This is a genomic window from Puia sp. P3 (assembly GCF_050632245.1).
GTDB lineage: Bacteria > Bacteroidota > Bacteroidia > Chitinophagales > Chitinophagaceae > Puia.
The window spans coordinates 3,444,977-3,463,546 of the sequence record NZ_CP192583.1; the positions used below are offsets into that span (position 1 = coordinate 3,444,977).

General features: G+C 53.8%; 22 protein-coding genes and 3 pseudogenes. 9 read left to right on the forward strand and 16 right to left on the reverse strand.

Annotated features, from left to right (window positions below; all coding sequences use genetic code 11):
* Positions 1-392 precede the first annotated feature (392 nt).
* From ACQ86N_RS21015 to ACQ86N_RS21045, 7 genes and pseudogenes are all read right to left on the reverse strand, one after another.
* Entirely contained in the window at positions 393-2,039 is a 1,647-nt protein-coding gene (locus ACQ86N_RS21015; protein WP_431216821.1) for an ABC-F family ATP-binding cassette domain-containing protein, read from the reverse strand.
* Positions 2,040-2,098: 59 nt separating this feature from the next.
* On the reverse strand, positions 2,099-2,863 hold the full coding sequence (locus ACQ86N_RS21020; RefSeq protein WP_431216822.1) for a succinate dehydrogenase/fumarate reductase iron-sulfur subunit: 765 nt from the start codon (positions 2,861-2,863) through the stop codon (positions 2,099-2,101).
* Positions 2,864-2,870: 7 nt separating this feature from the next.
* Entirely contained in the window at positions 2,871-3,284 is a 414-nt protein-coding gene (locus tag ACQ86N_RS21025) for a gamma-glutamylcyclotransferase family protein (RefSeq protein ID WP_431216823.1), read from the reverse strand.
* 2 nt (positions 3,285-3,286) lie between these two features.
* Positions 3,287-3,733: a hypothetical protein gene (locus ACQ86N_RS21030; protein WP_431216824.1), complete on the reverse strand. Its 447-nt coding sequence runs from the start codon at positions 3,731-3,733 to the stop codon at positions 3,287-3,289.
* Positions 3,734-5,524 carry a fumarate reductase/succinate dehydrogenase flavoprotein subunit gene (locus tag ACQ86N_RS21035; protein WP_431216825.1) on the reverse strand — a complete coding sequence of 597 codons (1,791 nt, stop codon included), beginning with the start codon at positions 5,522-5,524 and terminating at the stop codon, positions 3,734-3,736.
* 236 nt (positions 5,525-5,760) lie between these two features.
* Positions 5,761-5,949: a hypothetical protein gene (locus ACQ86N_RS21040; protein ID WP_431218092.1), complete on the reverse strand. Its 189-nt coding sequence runs from the start codon at positions 5,947-5,949 to the stop codon at positions 5,761-5,763.
* Between the two features lie 67 nt (positions 5,950-6,016).
* Positions 6,017-6,445 (reverse strand): annotated as a pseudogene (locus tag ACQ86N_RS21045) (succinate dehydrogenase); the annotation flags it as partial.
* A 24-nt stretch (positions 6,446-6,469) separates the two neighbouring features.
* Between ACQ86N_RS21045 and ACQ86N_RS21050 the strand changes: the two are divergent.
* The 6 genes from ACQ86N_RS21050 (at position 6,470) to ACQ86N_RS21075 (ending at position 9,198) form a co-directional block, all read left to right on the forward strand.
* On the forward strand, positions 6,470-6,691 hold the full coding sequence (locus ACQ86N_RS21050; protein WP_431216826.1) for a hypothetical protein: 222 nt from the start codon (positions 6,470-6,472) through the stop codon (positions 6,689-6,691).
* A complete protein-coding gene (locus ACQ86N_RS21055; RefSeq protein WP_431216827.1) occupies positions 6,669-7,241 on the forward strand; it encodes a hypothetical protein in 573 nt (190 codons plus the stop codon). The genes ACQ86N_RS21050 and ACQ86N_RS21055 overlap by 23 nt, the downstream gene beginning before the upstream one ends.
* Positions 7,238-7,537 (forward strand): hypothetical protein, encoded by a 300-nt coding sequence (locus ACQ86N_RS21060; protein ID WP_431216828.1) that lies wholly within the window; start codon positions 7,238-7,240, stop codon positions 7,535-7,537. Before ACQ86N_RS21055 ends, ACQ86N_RS21060 begins: the two co-directional genes overlap by 4 nt.
* Positions 7,538-7,654: 117 nt before the next feature.
* Positions 7,655-8,098, forward strand: coding sequence for an SsrA-binding protein SmpB (gene smpB, locus ACQ86N_RS21065; RefSeq protein WP_431216829.1), 444 nt, complete (start codon positions 7,655-7,657; stop codon positions 8,096-8,098).
* Positions 8,099-8,141: 43 nt separating this feature from the next.
* Entirely contained in the window at positions 8,142-8,834 is a 693-nt protein-coding gene (locus tag ACQ86N_RS21070; protein WP_431216830.1) for a hypothetical protein, read from the forward strand.
* Entirely contained in the window at positions 8,800-9,198 is a 399-nt protein-coding gene (locus ACQ86N_RS21075; RefSeq protein ID WP_431216831.1) for a hypothetical protein, read from the forward strand. The genes ACQ86N_RS21070 and ACQ86N_RS21075 overlap by 35 nt, the downstream gene beginning before the upstream one ends.
* Before the next feature lie 38 nt (positions 9,199-9,236).
* Here the strand turns inward: ACQ86N_RS21075 and ACQ86N_RS21080 are convergent, their stop codons facing one another.
* The 7 genes and pseudogenes from ACQ86N_RS21080 to ACQ86N_RS21110 form a co-directional block, all read right to left on the reverse strand.
* Positions 9,237-9,701, reverse strand: coding sequence for a hypothetical protein (locus ACQ86N_RS21080; RefSeq protein WP_431216832.1), 465 nt, complete (start codon positions 9,699-9,701; stop codon positions 9,237-9,239).
* Positions 9,619-11,762: pseudogene (locus ACQ86N_RS21085) on the reverse strand (DNA gyrase/topoisomerase IV subunit A). The gene ACQ86N_RS21080 and the pseudogene ACQ86N_RS21085 overlap by 83 nt, the downstream one beginning before the upstream one ends.
* 16 nt (positions 11,763-11,778) lie before the next feature.
* Complete coding sequence (gene gloA2, locus ACQ86N_RS21090; protein WP_431216833.1) at positions 11,779-12,165, reverse strand: SMU1112c/YaeR family gloxylase I-like metalloprotein; 387 nt, start codon at positions 12,163-12,165, stop codon at positions 11,779-11,781.
* A complete protein-coding gene (locus tag ACQ86N_RS21095) occupies positions 12,162-12,479 on the reverse strand; it encodes a DUF3658 domain-containing protein (RefSeq protein WP_431216834.1) in 318 nt (105 codons plus the stop codon). Before ACQ86N_RS21095 ends, gloA2 begins: the two co-directional genes overlap by 4 nt.
* Complete coding sequence (locus tag ACQ86N_RS21100) at positions 12,395-13,018, reverse strand: DUF1835 domain-containing protein (RefSeq protein ID WP_431216835.1); 624 nt, start codon at positions 13,016-13,018, stop codon at positions 12,395-12,397. Before ACQ86N_RS21100 ends, ACQ86N_RS21095 begins: the two co-directional genes overlap by 85 nt.
* 4 nt (positions 13,019-13,022) lie before the next feature.
* On the reverse strand, positions 13,023-13,817 hold the full coding sequence (locus ACQ86N_RS21105; RefSeq protein ID WP_431216836.1) for a toprim domain-containing protein: 795 nt from the start codon (positions 13,815-13,817) through the stop codon (positions 13,023-13,025).
* 85 nt (positions 13,818-13,902) lie between these two features.
* Positions 13,903-14,952: pseudogene (locus ACQ86N_RS21110) on the reverse strand (ATP-binding protein); the annotation flags it as partial.
* 340 nt (positions 14,953-15,292) lie between these two features.
* Between ACQ86N_RS21110 and ACQ86N_RS21115 the strand changes: the two are divergent.
* From ACQ86N_RS21115 to ACQ86N_RS21125, 3 genes are all read left to right on the forward strand, one after another.
* On the forward strand, positions 15,293-16,684 hold the full coding sequence (locus ACQ86N_RS21115; RefSeq protein WP_431216837.1) for an ATP-binding cassette domain-containing protein: 1,392 nt from the start codon (positions 15,293-15,295) through the stop codon (positions 16,682-16,684).
* Between the two features lie 80 nt (positions 16,685-16,764).
* Positions 16,765-17,085 (forward strand): carboxypeptidase regulatory-like domain-containing protein, encoded by a 321-nt coding sequence (locus ACQ86N_RS21120; protein WP_431216838.1) that lies wholly within the window; start codon positions 16,765-16,767, stop codon positions 17,083-17,085.
* Between the two features lie 492 nt (positions 17,086-17,577).
* Positions 17,578-17,847, forward strand: a complete 270-nt coding sequence (locus ACQ86N_RS21125) for a hypothetical protein (RefSeq protein ID WP_431216839.1) — start codon at positions 17,578-17,580, stop codon at positions 17,845-17,847.
* Here the strand turns inward: ACQ86N_RS21125 and ACQ86N_RS21130 are convergent.
* Entirely contained in the window at positions 17,826-18,167 is a 342-nt protein-coding gene (locus ACQ86N_RS21130) for a hypothetical protein (protein ID WP_431216840.1), read from the reverse strand. The two genes, ACQ86N_RS21125 and ACQ86N_RS21130, sit on opposite strands and share 22 nt — an antisense overlap.
* Positions 18,133-18,546 (reverse strand): hypothetical protein, encoded by a 414-nt coding sequence (locus ACQ86N_RS21135; protein ID WP_431216841.1) that lies wholly within the window; start codon positions 18,544-18,546, stop codon positions 18,133-18,135. Before ACQ86N_RS21135 ends, ACQ86N_RS21130 begins: the two co-directional genes overlap by 35 nt.
* Positions 18,547-18,570 lie beyond the last annotated feature (24 nt).

Below are 18,570 nucleotides of genomic sequence, written 5' to 3' on the forward strand. Positions count from 1 at the left end.
GGCACCGTATCCCTGGCGATTCCGCCTGCCGGCACCGTGTCCTTCCGGCCCACCGCCGGCGTCTTTCCCGGCAGCTGCTGAGGCATCACGGCGAAGTAGGCCCCACCCAAGAACAGCACCAGTATAAGCAGCCTTTTGATCAACAACCGGGATTTTCCTTTTATCTGCCGGAGATGCGCTTTACAAAAATTAGCGCGTCTCCGGCAAAGCGCTAACTTCTGTCCTTCGGAGGAACTTCGGTGGACCTTCGTCCCTCGGTCCATCCTCGTTCTTCAATGGATCCGGGACCTTCAGTGGCCTTATAATGCTCAAAATTCGCATTTTATTGTATCAAATAAGACAAAAAGACCCGGCCTTTGGAGGCCGGGTCCCGGACGAATAATTTAGGCGCTCTAGGCCATCACTTCCCTCGGATACATCTCCTCGCGGAGCTGCTTTACCCGCGCGTCCTCGAGGTATTCATCGAAGGACATCAGCCGGTCGATAATACCGCCGGGAGTCAGCTCGATCACGCGGTTGGCCACAGTCTGTAAGAAGGTATGGTCATGGGACGTCAGCAGGACGATCCCCTTGAAATTGCTCATGCTTTCGTTGAAAGACTGGATGGACTCCAGGTCGAGGTGGTTGGTCGGCTCGTCGAGGACGACGACGTTCGGGTCCTGCAGCATCATCCGGCTGAGCATACAACGGACCTTTTCACCCCCGGACAGCACCTTCGTATGCTTCAGCACCTCGTCGCCGCTGAACAGCATCTTTCCGAGGAAGCCGCGAAGAAAGGGCTCGTCCACGTCGGTGACGTGCGGCGGAACGTACTGCCGCAGCCAGTCCATCAGATTGATGTCCTTCCCCTGGAAATACTTCGTGTTATCGTTTGGCAGATAGGCCTTGCTTACCGTCGTACCCCATTCGAATTTGCCGCCATCGGCAGACTGCTCGCCGTTGATGATGTCGAAGAAGCTGGTCAGCGCAAGATGGTCCTTGCTGACAAAAGCGATCTTGTCCCCTTTGTTGACGCTGAAGGTCACATTGGAGAACAGCTTCCGCCCGTCTTCGGCCGTCTTGTAGAGCTTTTCGACGTTGAGGATCTGATTGCCTACCTCACGCAGCTGTTTGAAAATGATCCCCGGATAACGGCGGTTGGAAGGCTCGATCTCCTCGATGGTCAGCTTTTCCAGCGCCTTCTTCCGCGAAGTCGCCTGCTTGGACTTACTCGCGTTGGCGGAGAACCGCGCGATGAACTCCATCAGGGCCGCTCGCTTGTCTTCCGTTTTCTTGTTCTTGTCCGACATCTGACGAGCCATCAGCTGGGACGATTCGTACCAGAATGTATAGTTACCGGTAAATATCTTGATCTTCTGGCGGTCCACGTCGGCCACGTGCGTACACACGGCGTCGAGGAAGTGACGGTCGTGCGAGACGACGATTACGATGTTCTCATAGTCGGCCAAAAAGTTCTCCAGCCAGTTGATGGTCTCTACGTCGAGGTCGTTGGTAGGTTCGTCGAGGATCAGGATGTCCGGGTTTCCGAACAGCGCCTGAGCCAGCAACACCCGCACTTTCTGAGCACCAGGAAGCTCTTTCATCAGCGAACCATGCAGGGATTCCTTCACGCCCAGATCGCTCAGCAGCGCCGCCGCGTCGCTTTCCGCCGTGTACCCTCCCATTTCGCCAAACTCTCCCTCCAGCTCGCCGGCCCTGAGACCGTCCTCCTCGGAGAAATCCGCCTTGGCATAAATGGTATCCCTTTCCTGCATCACGTCCCACATCTTCCGGTGTCCCATCAGCACCGTGTGCAATACCGTATTTTCGTCAAAAGCAAAGTGGTTCTGGTTCAGGACGGCCATACGCTGCCCCGGCGCGATCTCGATCGCCCCCTTGGAAGGTTCTATCTCCCCGGAAAGGATCTTGAGAAAAGTGGATTTTCCAGCCCCGTTGGCGCCTATCACCCCGTAACAGTTGCCTTTTGTAAAAGTAAGATTGACCTCATCGAATAATACCCGTTTTCCAAAGGAAAGGGTGACGTTGTTCACTCTAATCATGGGCGCAAATGTACAAAAAAGCGGCCCCACCCGTACGGGTGGGGCCGCCTAATAATCAATTATTTGTCGGTCGTCAGCCCGGAACGGCCGTACTCGGCGTTCAGACGGGCGATATTCGTGATCGAGATCTCCTTCGGACATACCGCCTCGCAGGCCCCGGTCGAAGTACAGCTGCCAAAGCCTTCCTTGTCCATCTGGGCGATCATATCGACCACCCGCGTCTTCCTTTCGGGATTGCCCTGGGGCAGCAGCGCCAGATGGCTGACCTTGGCAGAGAGGAAGAGCAGCGCCGAGCTGTTCTTACAGGCCGCCACGCAGGCTCCGCAGCCGATACAGGCCGCAGCCGCAAAAGCTGTGTCCGCACTGTCCTTTTCGATGGGGATCGCGTTGGCGTCGACAGCGTTACCGGTATTGACGGAAATATACCCCCCGGCCTGGATGATCCGGTCGAAAGCGGCTCTGTCCACAACCAGGTCTTTCACCACCGGGAAAGCATTCGCCCTCCAGGGCTCTACCACGATGGTGTCTCCGTCCTTGAAAGCACGCATATGCAGCTGACAGGTCGTTGTCCCTTCCCAGGGACCATGGGGCCGTCCGTTGATATACATCGAACACATACCGCAGATACCTTCCCGGCAGTCGTGGTCAAAGGCGATAGGCTCTTTGCCTTCCGTGACCAGGCGCTCATTCAGTACGTCGAACATCTCCAGGAACGACATCTCTGAAGAAATGTCACTGACGGAATAGGTTTCAAAGCCGCCCCTGTCTTTTTTATTTTTTTGTCTCCAGACCTTAAGGGTCAGGTTCATCGTATAGTGTTCCATATAATACTTATCTGATGCTTTTATTTTTCAAATAGTTCAAATAATTCTTGTATTTGATCGGCTGCCTCTCCTTCGGGTCGAGGTTATACCAATAGATCCAGGCGTTCACTTCCTTTCCCGACCGCAATTTCACTTTCCCCTTCTTCCTTACGAACTCCCCCTGATCCGGCCTTCCTTCCGGGATCCCCTCGTACTTGTCCAGTATCCGCAGCACCCTGTCGGCCTCACTCAGCAAAAAGACGTCCCCGATGACCTCCTCTCCTTTCCTGCTCCTGACAGCCCCCGGATAACGGCCCAGATCGTACAGGGCCGCTCCTACTTTTGCCTGACCGACATACTGCAGGTTGCCGCTGACCCTGTTCTTTAACTTTAGGTCATAGTCCCTGCGCAGCGTTCCATATACAAACAAATAGTCCGGCATGATCACACATGGTCTAAAAGAGCTTTCAGTCGTTCGAAGCTGTACTGACTGATCCACTCCTGACAATCGGTATCAGTCTTTATTTTCAGCAAATAATAGTCGAATACGTCATAGACCTGCCCCAGCGTCAGGTGCCGGTGCGAATACAGAACCCCGATGAACTCGAAGAAGTTCAGGAAATCGGTAAACTTCTCTTCATTCAGCTGTCGCTGCACCGCGTCCTCAGCCCCCAGCCGGGCGTGAAGCAGATCGTAGTCAAGCCACACCCGCACTTCTTTGTACGTCGAATTTTCGAAGAACTTCTCGAACAGCGACTTCAACCACTCCGCCTGTTTCAGGCGGGTCTGGGTCCTGTAGTTGGCCACCGCGAAGATGACCGCGGCAAGAGCTCCCAGGCCCGTTACCAGCCTGGCCGCCCATTCAACCCATATTGTCGCCGATGTTCCCATCTATTTATAACTTCTCTGTGTCGGGTGTACGATCTCAAAATCCAGCTTCTCCTTATGCAATTCCCAACTACTGTCACCCTTGTATTCCCACGCCGCCACAAAAGAAAAATTATCGTCGTCGCGTTTGGCTTCGCCGTCCTCCGTCTGCATCTCTTCCCGGAAATGGCCGCCACAGCTTTCCCGGCGTTGCAGTGCGTCCATGCACATCAGCTCGCCCAGCTCGATGAAGTCGGCCACACGGCCGGCCTTGTCCAGTTCGGGATTGAACTCACCGATCTCGCCGGCCACCCGCAGGTCGCGCCAGAACTCGGCCTTCAGCGCGCGTATCTCTTCGATCGCCTCTTTCAGACCGGCCTCGTTGCGGGCCATGCCGCATTTATCCCACATGATCTTTCCAAGACGCTTGTGGAAGGACTCGGGACTCTGGGTTCCGTTGATCGCTTTCAGCTGCTGCAGACGAGCTGCCACTTCCTTCTCAGCCGCTTCAAAAGCGGGGTGTGAAGTAGGTACCGCCGCTGTCCGGATCTCGCCCGCCAGATAGTTGCCGATCGTATAGGGGATCACGAAATAGCCGTCAGCCAGACCCTGCATCAGTGCAGACGCGCCGAGACGATTGGCGCCGTGGTCGCTGAAGTTGGCCTCGCCCAGGGCATACAGACCGGGCACGCTCGTCATCAGTTCGTAGTCCACCCAAAGCCCGCCCATCGTATAGTGTACGGCCGGGTAGATCCGCATCGGCGTCGTATAGGGGTCCTCTCCGGTGATCTTCGCGTACATATCGAAGAGGTTGCCATATTTTTCTTTTACCACATCCACCCCGTGCTGACGGATGTCTTCGGCGGAGGGATTTTCGATACCGTGTTTGCGGCATTCGATCTTGCCATAACGCTCGATAGCCGAAGCGAAGTCAAGATAGACGGCCTGCTTTGACGAACCAACCCCAAAACCGGCGTCACAGCGCTCTTTAGCCGCACGCGATGCGACGTCGCGCGGCACCAGGTTCCCGAAAGCCGGATACCTTCTCTCCAGGTAGTAGTCCCTTTCTTCATGGGGGATCTCATTGGCTTTGCGCGAATCGTTCTTTTGCTTCGGCACCCAGATGCGGCCGTCATTCCGCAGCGACTCGGACATCAGGGTCAGCTTGGACTGGTGGTCTCCCGTCACCGGTATACAGGTCGGGTGGATCTGTGTGAAACAGGGGTTGCCGAAGTATGCTCCTCTCTTGTGTGCCTTCCATGCCGCCGTGACATTGCTGCCCATCGCGTTGGTGGAAAGATAGAACACGTTGCCGTATCCGCCGCTGCAGAGCAATACAGCGTGTCCGAAATGCCTTTCCAGTTCGCCGGTGACCAGGTTGCGGGCGATGATGCCGCGCGCCTTACCGTCGACCATTACGATCTCCAGCATCTCGTGCCGGGCATACATCTCTACATTCCCGAGGGCGACCTGCCTTTCCAGCGCCTGATAAGCGCCTATCAGCAGCTGCTGTCCGGTCTGACCCGCAGCATAAAATGTACGCTGTACCTGCGTACCGCCAAACGACCTGTTGCTGAGCAGACCGCCGTACTCGCGGGCGAAGGGTACTCCCTGCGCCACGCACTGGTCGATTATACTGGCGCTGACCTCGGCCAGGCGATGCACATTGGCCTCGCGCGCACGATAGTCGCCTCCCTTCACCGTATCATAAAAAAGACGGAAAACACTGTCCCCGTCATTCTGATAGTTCTTGGCCGCATTGATCCCCCCTGCGCAGCAATGCTGTGCGCCCGGCGCGGGGAATCCTGAAAACAAAAAGCCTTCACCTTATATCCCAGTTCTCCCAGCGAGGCAGCCGCAGATGCGCCGGCCAGACCCGTTCCTATGATGATAATCTCCAGGCTACGCTTGTTGGCGGGGTTTACCAGCTTCACATGTCCTTTGTAGTCTTCCCATTTTTTATCCATGGGCCCGTCGGGGATGTTTGAATTGAACATGACTTATTATTTGATTACTTCGAATACATTTAATGGTTTGATCGGAAGAAGATGCTATACCCAGTTGAAATACATGGATATGGGCATCATTGCGAAGGCCAGGGGGACTACTATGGCGAACCCTACACCGATGGCATTGATCAGTTTGAGATAACGGCTGTTGTATACGCCGAGCGACCGGAAGGCGCTCTGAAAACCGTGCATCAGGTGGTAGGCCAGCGCCAGACACCCGACAAGATACACGATGACTACCCAGTGGCTGGGTGAAAGTATCCTTCATCAGGGCGAACAGGTTATGAACCTTGGCGCCACTCTCATAGGTAACCTCGTCCAGGTCTGTGAACCGGGAGGGTACCCAGAATTGTTTGATATGTATGACCAGAAAAAGCAGGACAAACGTGCCCAGCCAGCCCATATACCTGGAATACCATTTGCTTCCTTTATTGCCCATGGGCACCTGGTAGCCAACCCCCCTCCTGCGCTTGTTCTGGAGCTCGAGCACATAGGCCTGGATGATATGCAGCAGAAAGCCGGCAAAAAGCCCTATCTCCAGTACCCGCGGGACCACCGTAGAACCCAGAAAATGCGCGGCCAGGTTGAACATCTGGCCATCGTCCTCCGCCCAGATACAGGCGTTCACACAAACGTGCACGATCAGAAAAAGGATGAGGAAAACACCGGTGAGGCCCATTACAAATTTTTTGCCTACAGAAGAAGTAAAGAGTTCAGACCATTTCATATGAATACCTTCTATTAATTGAGAATGAAGGAAAAAGGTGGTAACCGCGCAAATTTAGCACAGGAAGGCGAAGAAAATCCTTTTCATTTACTTTTTTTGTGGGGAGCAGGACAGAGCAACCATAAATCCCCGTTGTTTAGTATCTTAGCCGCCAATTTCCTTCGGGTGAACGATCCGGAGGTTGGGAATATTGTTCGATATCGCAATGACAAACAAAACGCAAATGAAGCAAGACGACGATTTTGAAGCGAACCTGGCTGGTGACGAAGGACAAAGCGAAGAGACCAAGAGCGGCTGGTTCAAACGCATAAAAAAGGGGATAACGACCAGCACCGCGGAAAAGAAGGAGACGCCGGAAGGCCTCTGGACCAAATGCCCTAACTGCAACTATATCTGCACCGTTACTGAACTACGGGAGAATCTGTTTGTCTGCCCCAAATGCAACCACCACCACCGCATCGGCAGCTCGGAATATTTTGACATACTTTTCAACGACGGCCAATACGAAGTGATGTTCGAAAACATCCGCTCCAAGGACTTCCTCCACTTCACCGACCTCAAATCGTATCAGAAAAGGCTGGAAGAGACCTGGGCGAAGACAGATATCACCGATTCCATCCGTGTCGCCGCGGGCAACGTAAAGGAACACCATATGGTGGTAGCCTGTATGGACTTCGAATTCATCGGCGGATCGCTGGGCAGCGTCATGGGAGAAAGGATCAGCCGGGCCGCTGACTATTGTCTCGAGCACCGCGCCCCCTGCTCATCATCTGCAAGTCCGGCGGCGCCCGCATGATGGAAAGCGCTTTTTCCCTCATGCAGCTCGCCAAGGTCTCGGGCAAACTTTCCCAGCTGACCGACGCAAAGATCCCCTATATATCACTGCTGACGGACCCGTCTTTCGGCGGCATATCGGCATCCTTCGGGATGCTCGGCGACCTCAACATCGCAGAGCCGGGCGCCCTCATCGGCTTTGCCGGCCCGCGCGTCATCAAGGAAACAATTAAAAAGACCTGCCCGAAGGCTTCCAGCGCAGTGAATTTCTACTCGAACACGGCTTCCTCGATTTTATCGTCAACCGGAAAGAGCTGAAAGAAAAATTTCGACGCTGATGACCCTCTTCAAAGGCTAACGGCCGAAGGACAATCATTAGCGTTTTTGCCGGAGATACGCTAATTTTCTGGATAGCGAATCTCCGGCACATTAACTATGAGTGAGATAAAGAACAGATCCGCATACCACGATTATTTCATCGAGGATAAATTCGATGCGGGTATGGTTTTGGTAGGGACAGAAGTAAAATCCATACGGGAAGGCAAGGTCAATTTCGTGGATAGCTTTTGCGTCTTCTTCCAGGGCGAACTCTGGGTTCGCAATATGCATATCGCAGAATACCGCTTTGGCACGACCAACAACCACCTCGCCGTTCACGACCGCAAACTCCTGCTCACCAAACGCGAACTGCGCAAGCTGGAGAACAAAATAAAAGAGAAGGGCTACACCATTGTCCCCCTGCGCATCTTTTTCAACGAAAAAGGCTACGCGAAAATGGAGATCGGACTCGGAAAGGGCAAGAAGCAGTACGACAAACGCGAATCCATCAAGCAGCGGGACACGGAAAAGGAGATCAAACGCCACCTCAACAGGTACTGACAATATATCGTATCTTCAGTCCGTTATTGCACCCTATCAACTGATGCAAAGACTATTATATATTTGTCTGCTTACTGCTCTCCCACATTTGCTTTCGGCCCAGGTCGTCACCGGCGCATGGTACGGCCACGCGGACGTCCAAATGGGGGGAGGCCTCCACAACAATTACCTTACAGAATTGGTAATCAAGCAGAAGGGAACTAAAGTAGAAGGCATATTCGGATACTATTTCCGCGATAAATACCAGAGCTTCTTTATCCACGGACAGTACAATCCCAAAACCCGCGAAGTCACCATCCTCAATATTCCTCTCATCTATTTCAACTCGAATTCCACAGTCAACGGCGTCGAATGCAGCACCGATTTCAGGGGCGTACTGATCAATAATAAAATGGGCAGCGCCGTCAGAGGAACCTTTTATCCCGACCAAAAGTACAGGTACACCTTCCCGGATATAAAAGTGAGTTATATGCTGGACAAGTCTGATAATCAGCATGATAGCTTGTCTACCAGAATCGCCGAAAACTCCCGCGTGTGGAAGCCGCAGGAAGACGATATCGTCATTGACGTCACCGCTGGCGCTCCTTCAGCGGCCACAGCGGTCAGCCTGCCGCCTGCCGTTCAGCCGGTCAGGCCCGATTCCGTCGCAGCCATTGTCAGCATTTCCCCACCCCCTTCTCTTATAAAAGCTGGATTCTGCCGTGGAAGACAGAAAAAGGATCACCGAATCCTTTAACATCCGCAAGGCCGTCCTGAACAAGGAGTTTGTCGTGGAATCCGATTCGGTCCGGCTCAGCTTTTACGACAACGGCGATATCGACGGGGACAGCATTTCCGTCTTCGTGAACAACCAACTGGTCCTTCCCCATCAGGAACTGGCGGCAAAGGCATTCAACGTCTATCTTCACCTGGACAGCACTCGCGAAGTCAACGAGATCAGCATGTTTGCCGAAAACCTTGGTACCATACCACCGAATACCGCACTGATGGTCCTGACGGACGGCAAGAACAGGTATGAGGTCTTTCTGAGCAGCAGTCTCACCGAAAATGCCACGATCCGGGTTAGAAGAAAAAGACTCCATAGAAACTCTATAAAATAGTCGAAAAAAAGGCCGCTCTATAGAGCGGCCTTTAATATTTAAAACAATTCAGTCTGCGGCGGCTTTTCCCTTTCCTCCTCTTTATGGGCCCACTCCACTTCCACGCTCTTCGAATAGTCGAATAACTTGGTCCCGACCGTTCTCCAGCCCGTCACCTCCACAAATGTGGCGATCTTTATCTTCTGCGTCTTCGCCTGCGCGCCCCGGCCGGACTTTATCAGCGCGATCGGCTCAGGAGCCAGCGTGACGGCTTCCAGGCGGTTGCCCTCACCTTCCTTGATAAAGAGGAACTTACTTTTCAGCGTGGTCGTCTCTATCTTGAAGCGCTTCACATTGAACTGCAATTTATCGTTGTCGAGATATATCGCCGTAATGACCCGCTCCGGATCGAATTTGCGGATATCGATGATCTTGTCCGCGTCAAAGCGCTGGCTCAGCTCGGTGTCCGCCAGCTCCGTAGTTGCCGTCGGAATAGATGACCAGCAGCCGCTCGTCGCCATCAAAACTGCCGAGATAGTCGCCCTTGCCCTCGCTGTTGAGCCGGCCGAACGTCGGGTCGAACCAGATCTTACGCCCGCTGAGCGTCGTCTTGCCCGCCTCCTTGAATTTCACCGTACGGATGGGATATTTGGTCACCTGATTGCCCAGGCTGGTGCGGTTCTTGATCTCCAGCTCCTCGAAATAGAAGTCGAATTCCTTGTGCCGCGCCGAACTGCTGGGGCTAAGGATAACCCTCACGACCTCCGCCTCTCCGTTGGGGTTGGCCGAAAAATAGTGTACCCGGCTCTTCGTGTCGTCACTCTTGGTAAGGTCATATTCCTTGTCGCGCGTGATCCCCGTAACGTTAAAACGCTTGGCATAGCTGATACCGCTCTTCCCGTCGACATAGATCATATTGTAGGTCGTCCGTTCGTCGTTCTTGCGGAAGACCGCGACATGGATGATGTCCTTTCCGATAAAGGCCTTGTCGGCTACCTTCACGACCTTCATCTTACCTCCTTTTGTAAAGGCGATGATATCGTCCAGGTCCGAACAGTCCGTAACGAATTCATCCTTTTCAGACCCGTACCGATAAAGCCATCCGACTTGTTGACGTACAACTTGACGTTGGCTATCGCTACCTGCTGTGCCTGGATGGCTTCGAACAGCTTCATCTCCGTCTTTGCGCTCGCGGCCCTTGCCGTACTTCTTCAACAAATTTTCGTAGTAGGCCACGGTGAAATCGACCAGGTTGTTGAGGTCGTGCTTTACCTGTTTGATCTCCGCCTCCAGCCCCTTGATCTGGGCGTTCAGCTCGTCGATATCGAGACGGTAGATACGTCTTACCGGCTTTTCGGTCAGCTTGACGATGTCCTCCCTGGTAATATCGCGCCGCAGCTGCTTCCTGAAAGGCTCGAAAGCCTTTGCGATCGCGGCGATTACCTTGTCCCAGGTCTCGTGTTTTTTCTCAAGTTCTTTATAGATCTTCTCCTCGAAGAAGATCTTCTCCAGTGAAGTATAGTGCCATTTCTCCTGCAGCTCGGCCAGCTTGATCTCCAGCTCGCGCTTCAGCAGTTCTTTCGTGTGGTCGACGCTGATGGTAAGCAGCTCTTTGACCCCGATGAACACCGGCTTCTTGTCGACGATCACGCAGGCATTCGGAGAAATGCTGATCTCGCAGTCGGTGAAGGCGTATAGCGCGTCGATGGTAATATCGGGCGATATGCCGGGAGCCAGATCGATCTGTATCTCCACATCCGCGGCCGTATTGTCCGTCACCTTGCGCACCTTGATCTTGCCCTGGTCGTTTGCTTTGAGGATAGAGTCGATCAGCGCCGTAGTCGTAACTCCATAAGGCACGTCCTTTACCAGCAGAGTCTTTTTATCCATTTCCTCGATATGCGCCCGCACCCTTACCTTGCCGCCGCGCCTGCCGTCGTTGTAATTCGTGACGTCGGCCATTCCCGCAGTGAGGAAGTCGGGGTATATCTCGAATTTTTTCCCCTCAGATATTTTATAGCCGCTTCACAAAGTTCGCAGAAATTATGCGGGAGGATCTTGGTCGCCAGCCCGACTGCAATCCCATCCGCGCCCTGGGCCAGCAGCAACGGAAACTTCATGGGCAGGGTCACCGGCTCGTTCTTGCGGCCGTCATAGCTCAGCTGCCACTCGGTCGTCTTCGCATTGAAGGCTACCTCCAGCGCAAACTTGCTCAGCCGGGCTTCGATATAACGCGCGGCCGCGGCGTCGTCACCCGTCCGCACGTCGCCCCAGTTGCCCTGGGTCTCGATCAGCAGGTCTTTCTGCCCCATATTCACCAGAGCCTCTCCGATGCTGGCGTCGCCATGCGGATGATACTGCATGCTCTGGCCGATGATATTGGCCACCTTGTTGAACCGGCCGTCATCCATTTCCTTCATCGCGTGAAGGATCCGGCGTTGTACCGGCTTAAGACCATCCTCTACGGCGGGTACCGCCCGTTCGAGGATTACATAGGAGGCATAATCCAAAAACCAGGTCTTGTACTGACCGGTGACACCGGACTCGTTCTCGTGAAAATCATCGGCAATTTTTGATTTCGCCATTGTTATATCCCTCTTTTTATCCCTCGTACAGCTCCAGCGGCTGCCCGTTGGGATCGGTAAAAAACACAAATTTCTTCTGGGTCAGCTCGTCGACCCGCACCGCCTCCACGACGACACCCCTGCTCCTCAACTCTTCGGCGGCACCCTCCACGTCATCGACGGCGAACGCCAGATGCCGCAGCCCCTTCGCCTCCGGATAACTGCCCCGTTCCCTGAAGTCGGGGAAGGAGAACAGCTCTATCTGGTAGACGCCCGCAATAGCCGTGTCCAGCTTGTACGACTGCCGCTCTTCGCGAAAGGTCTCCCTGATGACCGTAAATCCAAGTATCTCCGTATAAAAAGCCTTGCTGCGGGGATAGTCGTCCGTCAGGATCGCGATATGATGAATGGCTTTTATCTTCATGATCCGGCGCCCCCTTGCGTCACGGGCTCACCCACCGGTGCTGCAGACTTTAATTTGATCTCGAAGTCCTTCATCCCCTTCAGCTCGCCCTGCACGTCCAGCTCGCCGGCGCCGACCAGTTGTTTTATCCGCCACAACAGATAGGCGTCTCCGGTCGTCTGTTTGGCCTTTCCCATGAACTGATTGATCAGCTTGCTGGCCTTTATCCAGTCTCCGGATATGAATTTCCTCAGCTCCTCGTCAAAATACGTGTAGGGATGCTGGGACAGCTTCTTTCCCCTTCCAGGATCCTCACGCCGGTATCTTCCTGGCAAAGCCGGGCCCATTCATCGGGGTCGATCTCGAATTCGCTCAGCGTGATGGGCCTCGCGAGTCTGCGTGCCTTCAGAAATTCCCTCGGAGGTATATCAAAAAGATTCACCGGATAGAAGATCTGCCCCTTTTCATTGATAAAAGGCAGGTTGTTCAAATACAGGATAAATATTCTGCCCTGAAAATCCTTCAGCTGGCTCATCAGCCAGTAGTAACCGCTGACGTCGTGCTTATTCTGCGCGGCCCATACCCAAACGAATTCCTGCTTGTCTTCCTCCAGCCGCTGTTTGAGCGCCGCAACCGTCGCATTGTCGTCGGCAACAGTCCCGTTGTCCACTATCCCGTCATAGTCCCCGCCGGCCAGGACCTCGCGCCACCAGGCCTTCCGGGCCTCGATGCCCTCGGTCGTATAGATACCGGCGACAGGCCCTACGGCAAACTCGTCATGGATCAGGATCACGTCCCCCTGCAGAGAAGGCTCCAGCTCGAACGCCTTCTTCAGCACTTCCGCGTCGCTTTTCTGAAAAACAATATGGATCATACGATCAAGCTATTTTTTTGTTTACTCCTGCCGTTGCGGCGGGAGCCGCCCCTTCGTCTACCAGGTCGAGCTCTACCTTCAGGTTCTTAATGATAAAATCCTGGCGCTCGGGCGTGTTCTTCCCCATATAATACTCGAGTATCTGCTGGATATGCGTGTCCTGCATAACCATCACCGGCTGCTTACGCATATCCGGACCGATGAAACGGGCAAATTCATCAGGAGAGATCTCGCCGAGACCCTTGAAGCGGGTGATCTCGGGCTTGCTGCCGAGCTTCTTTACTGCCGCCTGCTTCTCCGTTTCGTCATAGCAGTAGTGCGTCTCCTGCTTGTTGCGGACACGAAACAGCGGGGTTTCGAGAATATACACGTGACCGTTCTTGACCAGGTCGGGGAAGAACTGTAAAAAGAAAGTCATCAGCAGCAGACGGATATGCATTCCGTCCACGTCGGCGTCGGTAGCGATGACGATATTGTTATACCGCAGCCCCTCGATGCCGTCTTCCACGTTGAGCGCGTGCTGCAGCAGGTTGAACTCCTCGTTCTCGTACACCACTTTCTTGGTGAGACCAAAACAATTGAGCGGCTTGCCCCGGAGGCTGAAGACCGCCTGACGCTCGACGTCCCCTGGCCTTGGTGATACTGCCGCTGGCGGAATCGCCCTCTGTGATGAATATGGTGCTCTCCGACTGCTTCTGCAGGATCGCTTCCTTATCCTTACCCGTCGGTTCTTCGTTATAGTGAAACCTGCAGTCCCGCAGCTTCTTGTTGTGAAGATTCGCCTTTTTGGCCCGTTCATTGGCCAGTTTCTTGATGCCGGCCAGCTCCTTGCGCTCCCGCTCGCTCTGCTCGATACGCTTCTTCAGCGCGTCGGCCGTGGCGGGATTCTTATGGAGATAATTATCCAGTTCTTTGGCGAGAAAATCGTTTACAAAATTCTTCATGGTAGCACCGCCTTCTGCCACGTTAAGACTGCCCAGTTTCGTCTTTGTCTGCGACTCGAATACCGGTTCCATGACACGTACCGCGATAGCCGCAGCAATGCTCTGCCGGATATCCGAAGCTTCATAGTCTTTCTTATAGAAATCCCGGATCACCTTGACGAAGGCCTCCCTAAAGGCCTGCTGGTGGGTCCCGCCCTGCGTCGTGTATTGTCCGTTGACAAAGCTGAAGATCTCCTCGCCGTAGTCGTTGTTATGGGTGATCGCGACCTCTATATCCTCTCCTTTTATATGGATGATGGGATAGCGGTTCTCGTCGTCGTTGGTGCGACGCTGCAACAGATCGAGCAAACCGTTCTTCGACACATACTTCTTCCCGTTGAAATTGATCACCAGCCCTGCGTTCAGGTAACAATAGTTCCAGAACTGATTGTCCATATATTCATGGAGAAAGTGAAAGTTCTTGAAGACAGTATCGTCGGGGGTAAATGTGACAAGCGTGCCGTTCGACTGATCTGTTTTGGCTTCTTTATGCTCCTTCGTCAGATCGCCCTTGTTGAACTCCGCCGTCTTCTCCTTCCCATCCCGGAAAGCAGTGACCTTGAAATAGCTGCTCAGGGCGTTGACGGCCTTCGTACCGACCCCGTTAAGGCCAACCGATTTTTGGAAAGCCTTACTGTCGTATTTCGCGCCGGTATTGATCTTACTGACGACGTCCACCACCTTACCCAGCGGGATCCCCCGGCCATAGTCCCGGATGGTTACCGTCTTCTGGTCGATCATAATATCGACCTGCTTTCCATAGCCCATCGTGTGCTCGTCAATACAGTTGTCGATAACCTCCTTCAGCAGCACATAAATACCGTCATCCGAACTACTCCCGTCTCCCAGCTTACCAATATACATACCCGGGCGGAGGCGGATATGTTCCTTCCAGTCCAGGGTCCTGACGCTGTCATCATTATACTCGAACAAATTAGCCTTTTCTGCCATATTAAATCCGATGTGTGTTAGCTTAATAACTTTCGTCGAATACCCATTCCTGGCTTTTATCGGGTGAAGGGCAACGACCGCGGACAGGGGTCCGCAAGCCTGCAATATAGTCAAACGATTTCAGAGACGGCTTATTTCAATTTCTACACCTGTGGATATTTCCGCCCCCGGAATTCGCTGATTTGACAGGCTATGACCACAATTTGGAGGGACCTTCCCTGTCCCTGAGACAAAATTATACTCCCGGAAGCCAAAATCGACGAAGTCGACAGTTTGCCCTTTAGGGTTTGAGTACTTTCGTGTCATGGCCGCACCGTTTCTGACATTCGAAGGGGTTTCCGTGAAATTAGGCGGATCCACCCTGCTGGACCAGCTGTACTGGACCGTCAACCCCGGAGAACAATGGGCGATCACCGGCCCATCGGGCAGCGGCAAAACCGTCCTTGCCCATACCCTCCTCGGAACCCATTTTCACACCGGGAGCATCAGCACCGCCATCCGGCGCATAGGCATCGTCGAACAACAGCACCGGTTCAGGAACCGCCCGGGGTCTACCTCCTTATATTATCAGCAGCGCTTCAACTCCTCGGATGCCGACCAGACGATAACCGTCGGGCAGGAGCTCCGGGAATACGCCGGCTGGGAAGGACAGCCCGACCAATGGCTCGACGGGCTCCATATCAGCCCCCTTCTGAACAAGCCCCTCATTCAGCTTTCCAATGGGGAGAACAAGCGGGTACAGCTCGGTATCGCCCTGCTGAACAAGCCCGAACTGCTGATCCTCGACAATCCCTTTCTCGGACTCGACACTGAAGGACGGGCTACGCTGCACGCCATCATCAATAACCTCGCCGCCCGGGGTATGCAGATCCTGCTGATCACCAGCCCGAACGAATTGCCTGCCTCCATCACGCACGTAGGCCGGCTTGCCGGAGGCAGGTGGACGTTCTCGGGTCCCAGAGCGGACTTTCATCCGGATGACAGCAAGGAAGACGCCCGCCTCGACCCTGTGCAGCTGCAGGAACTCCGCGCCCAGCTCGAGCAGACAGCCGACTTCGGAATCGCCGTTAAGATGGTCAACACTACGATCAAATATGGAAAAGCGACCATCCTCGACAATATCAACTGGGAAGTCCGCAAGGGCGAATGCTGGAATGTATCCGGCCCCAACGGCGCAGGCAAATCCACGATCCTGAGCCTAATTACAGCCGATAACCCCCGGGCCTATGCCAACGAGATCTGGCTCTTCGACCGCCGGCGCGGCACGGGCGAATCCATCTGGGATATAAAAAGGAAGATCGGTTTCGTTTCTCCCGAGCTACACCTGTACTTCGACAGCAGTGCGTCCTGTATGGAGGTCATCGCATCGGGCCTCTTCGATACCATCGGACTTTTCCGGCCGCTCAGCGACGAACAGGAAACCCTCACCCTGCGCTGGATGCAGCTGCTCTCCCTGAAGGACCTCCGTCACAAACGCCTCCCCCAGCTGTCTACAGGCCAGCAGCGCATGGTTCTGCTCGCAAGGGCCCTCATCAAGAACCCTCCCATGCTCATCCTCGACGAGCCCTGCCGGGGTCTGGACGAAGAACAAACGGCCCATTTCCGGCAGCTGATCGATACACTGTGCCGCGCTTTTACCACAACTCTTATCTACGTGAGCCACTACACGCAGGAACTCCCCGGTTGCGTCGACCATTTCCTTAGGCTGGATAAAGGCCGCATCGTGGAATAATATACCCGGCGGCGCCTGTCTCCCGTTCAGGTCTGGTGGCACAGTACTTGAAGTATTGTTTAAAATTCAACTATCAGACTATGAACTTCAATTCACTCAAACGAATAACGGCAGTCGCCGTAGTGGCTTCGGGGCTGTTTGCCTTTACTTTTCTCCGCGCCGGTTCCATCAAGGGAACAGTGACTCCGCCGGAAGGAGGCGTTCGCGCCTGGGCCGAATCGGCTACTGACACGATGAAGGCCCCTATCATCGGCGGGTCATTCGAGATCACCGACGCCAAACCTGGTACCTACAAGATCATCATAGAAGCAAAACCTCCCTATAAGAATGTCGCCAAAGACGGTATCATGGTCAGCGATGGCCAGACCGCCGACGCCGGCGAGATCAAGCTCGAGAAATAGGAGGCTGTAGGATAAGTGGTCATGCAAGCCTTCCGCCATTTTCGGGGAAAAAGGCAGAAGGTAATAGGGGTTGTCTATTGCACTAATCAGGACAACCTCTTTTTATTTGTCCCGGCCGAACCCGCCGCTCATGCCCGCACCTCCATCCCTGCCCGGGGCCGCCATCCCTTCCGGACGACCGCTCCTGCCAGCCCGCACCGGACTCGTCGTTTCTTTTCCCCGGCAAACTCCATCCGGTCGTTTCCCTCCCCATCCGGCCAAAAAAGAGCACAACATACTGATTATCAATAAGTGGAAGTTAATTTATTATGAACGGTCAGGTGCCGGTCCCGAAAGTTGACCCGACGCACCGCTAAAAGTCGTACCTTCGTCCTGTCGCTGAAGGCACCGCTAACCCAGCCTCCGCAGTCCGACCAGAATACTTACTACCCCATTATCATTCTAGCTGGTTTATCATTGATTTATTATTGTGTTATCTAAAAAAGGTGATGTATGTATTCGTACGCGTTGTTGGAAAAAGGATGTTACTATTTGATTCAGGAACAGGAGACAGGCCCGATAGGACTGATCAAAGTGAACATGGAAACGGATCAGTGCATGTACGTTTCTAAATATGACGACTCGGAATTGGTCGTCTGGAAGAAAAAATCGGATCCCATTTTCGATATTCTGGAATTGCTGGGCGATGACAAGGTCAAGACCTGGGAATCTATCTATAACAATAGCCAGGATACCTATAACTACGAGGAAGACGAAGAATAGCCTCCGGTGGGGATAAACCCGGTTTTCCCCGCCTTCCGGACGCCATAGATCCAGAGGCCCGTGCAAGTGACAAGTGCAGACAGCAGAAGGCTGATATAATACAGCAGAAAGCTGTCTGTGTCATTGTTGCTGTCCGAAGCGCTCCCCAGCGAATGATAGTGGGCAAAGATATAAATGATCAGCCCGCTGCCATAAGCAAAGAGTTCGGCTGCATAGATAAATACCATTGAATTTTCGAACCGCGTATGCTCCACACTCTTCAGGTACAACACCAGCCCCACTACACTATACAAAAGGATCAGCAGCAGCCCCACCCCCATTATCAGCTCGCTGCTGAGACGACCATAGCCCTTCCAGCCGATCAGCGAACTCTCCCCCAGAATAAACAGCAGCATTACCAGCCACAGCTGCCTCTTCCAATCTGCGGGGACTGGCGCTGGCAAATGCCAGCAGCACCAGCGGCGTCTCCGCCATCATATACAGTCTGCTGAGAATGCTGATCAGGCCATGATAGCCCCCGTGCCGCTGCAGCATCGGCAGATTGACCAGACCACTCAGCAGCCAGTACATTCCCAATATCCAGAAGGTGCTGACCTGCCGTATTCTCTTCCAGCCTAACAATAAGAACGGGACAAAACAAAGGCCAATGGCGATGTTTGATATGAGGGAGAAGAGTACGGAATAGATACCGGTTTTCAAAGGATGGTCTTTTTTGCTAATATA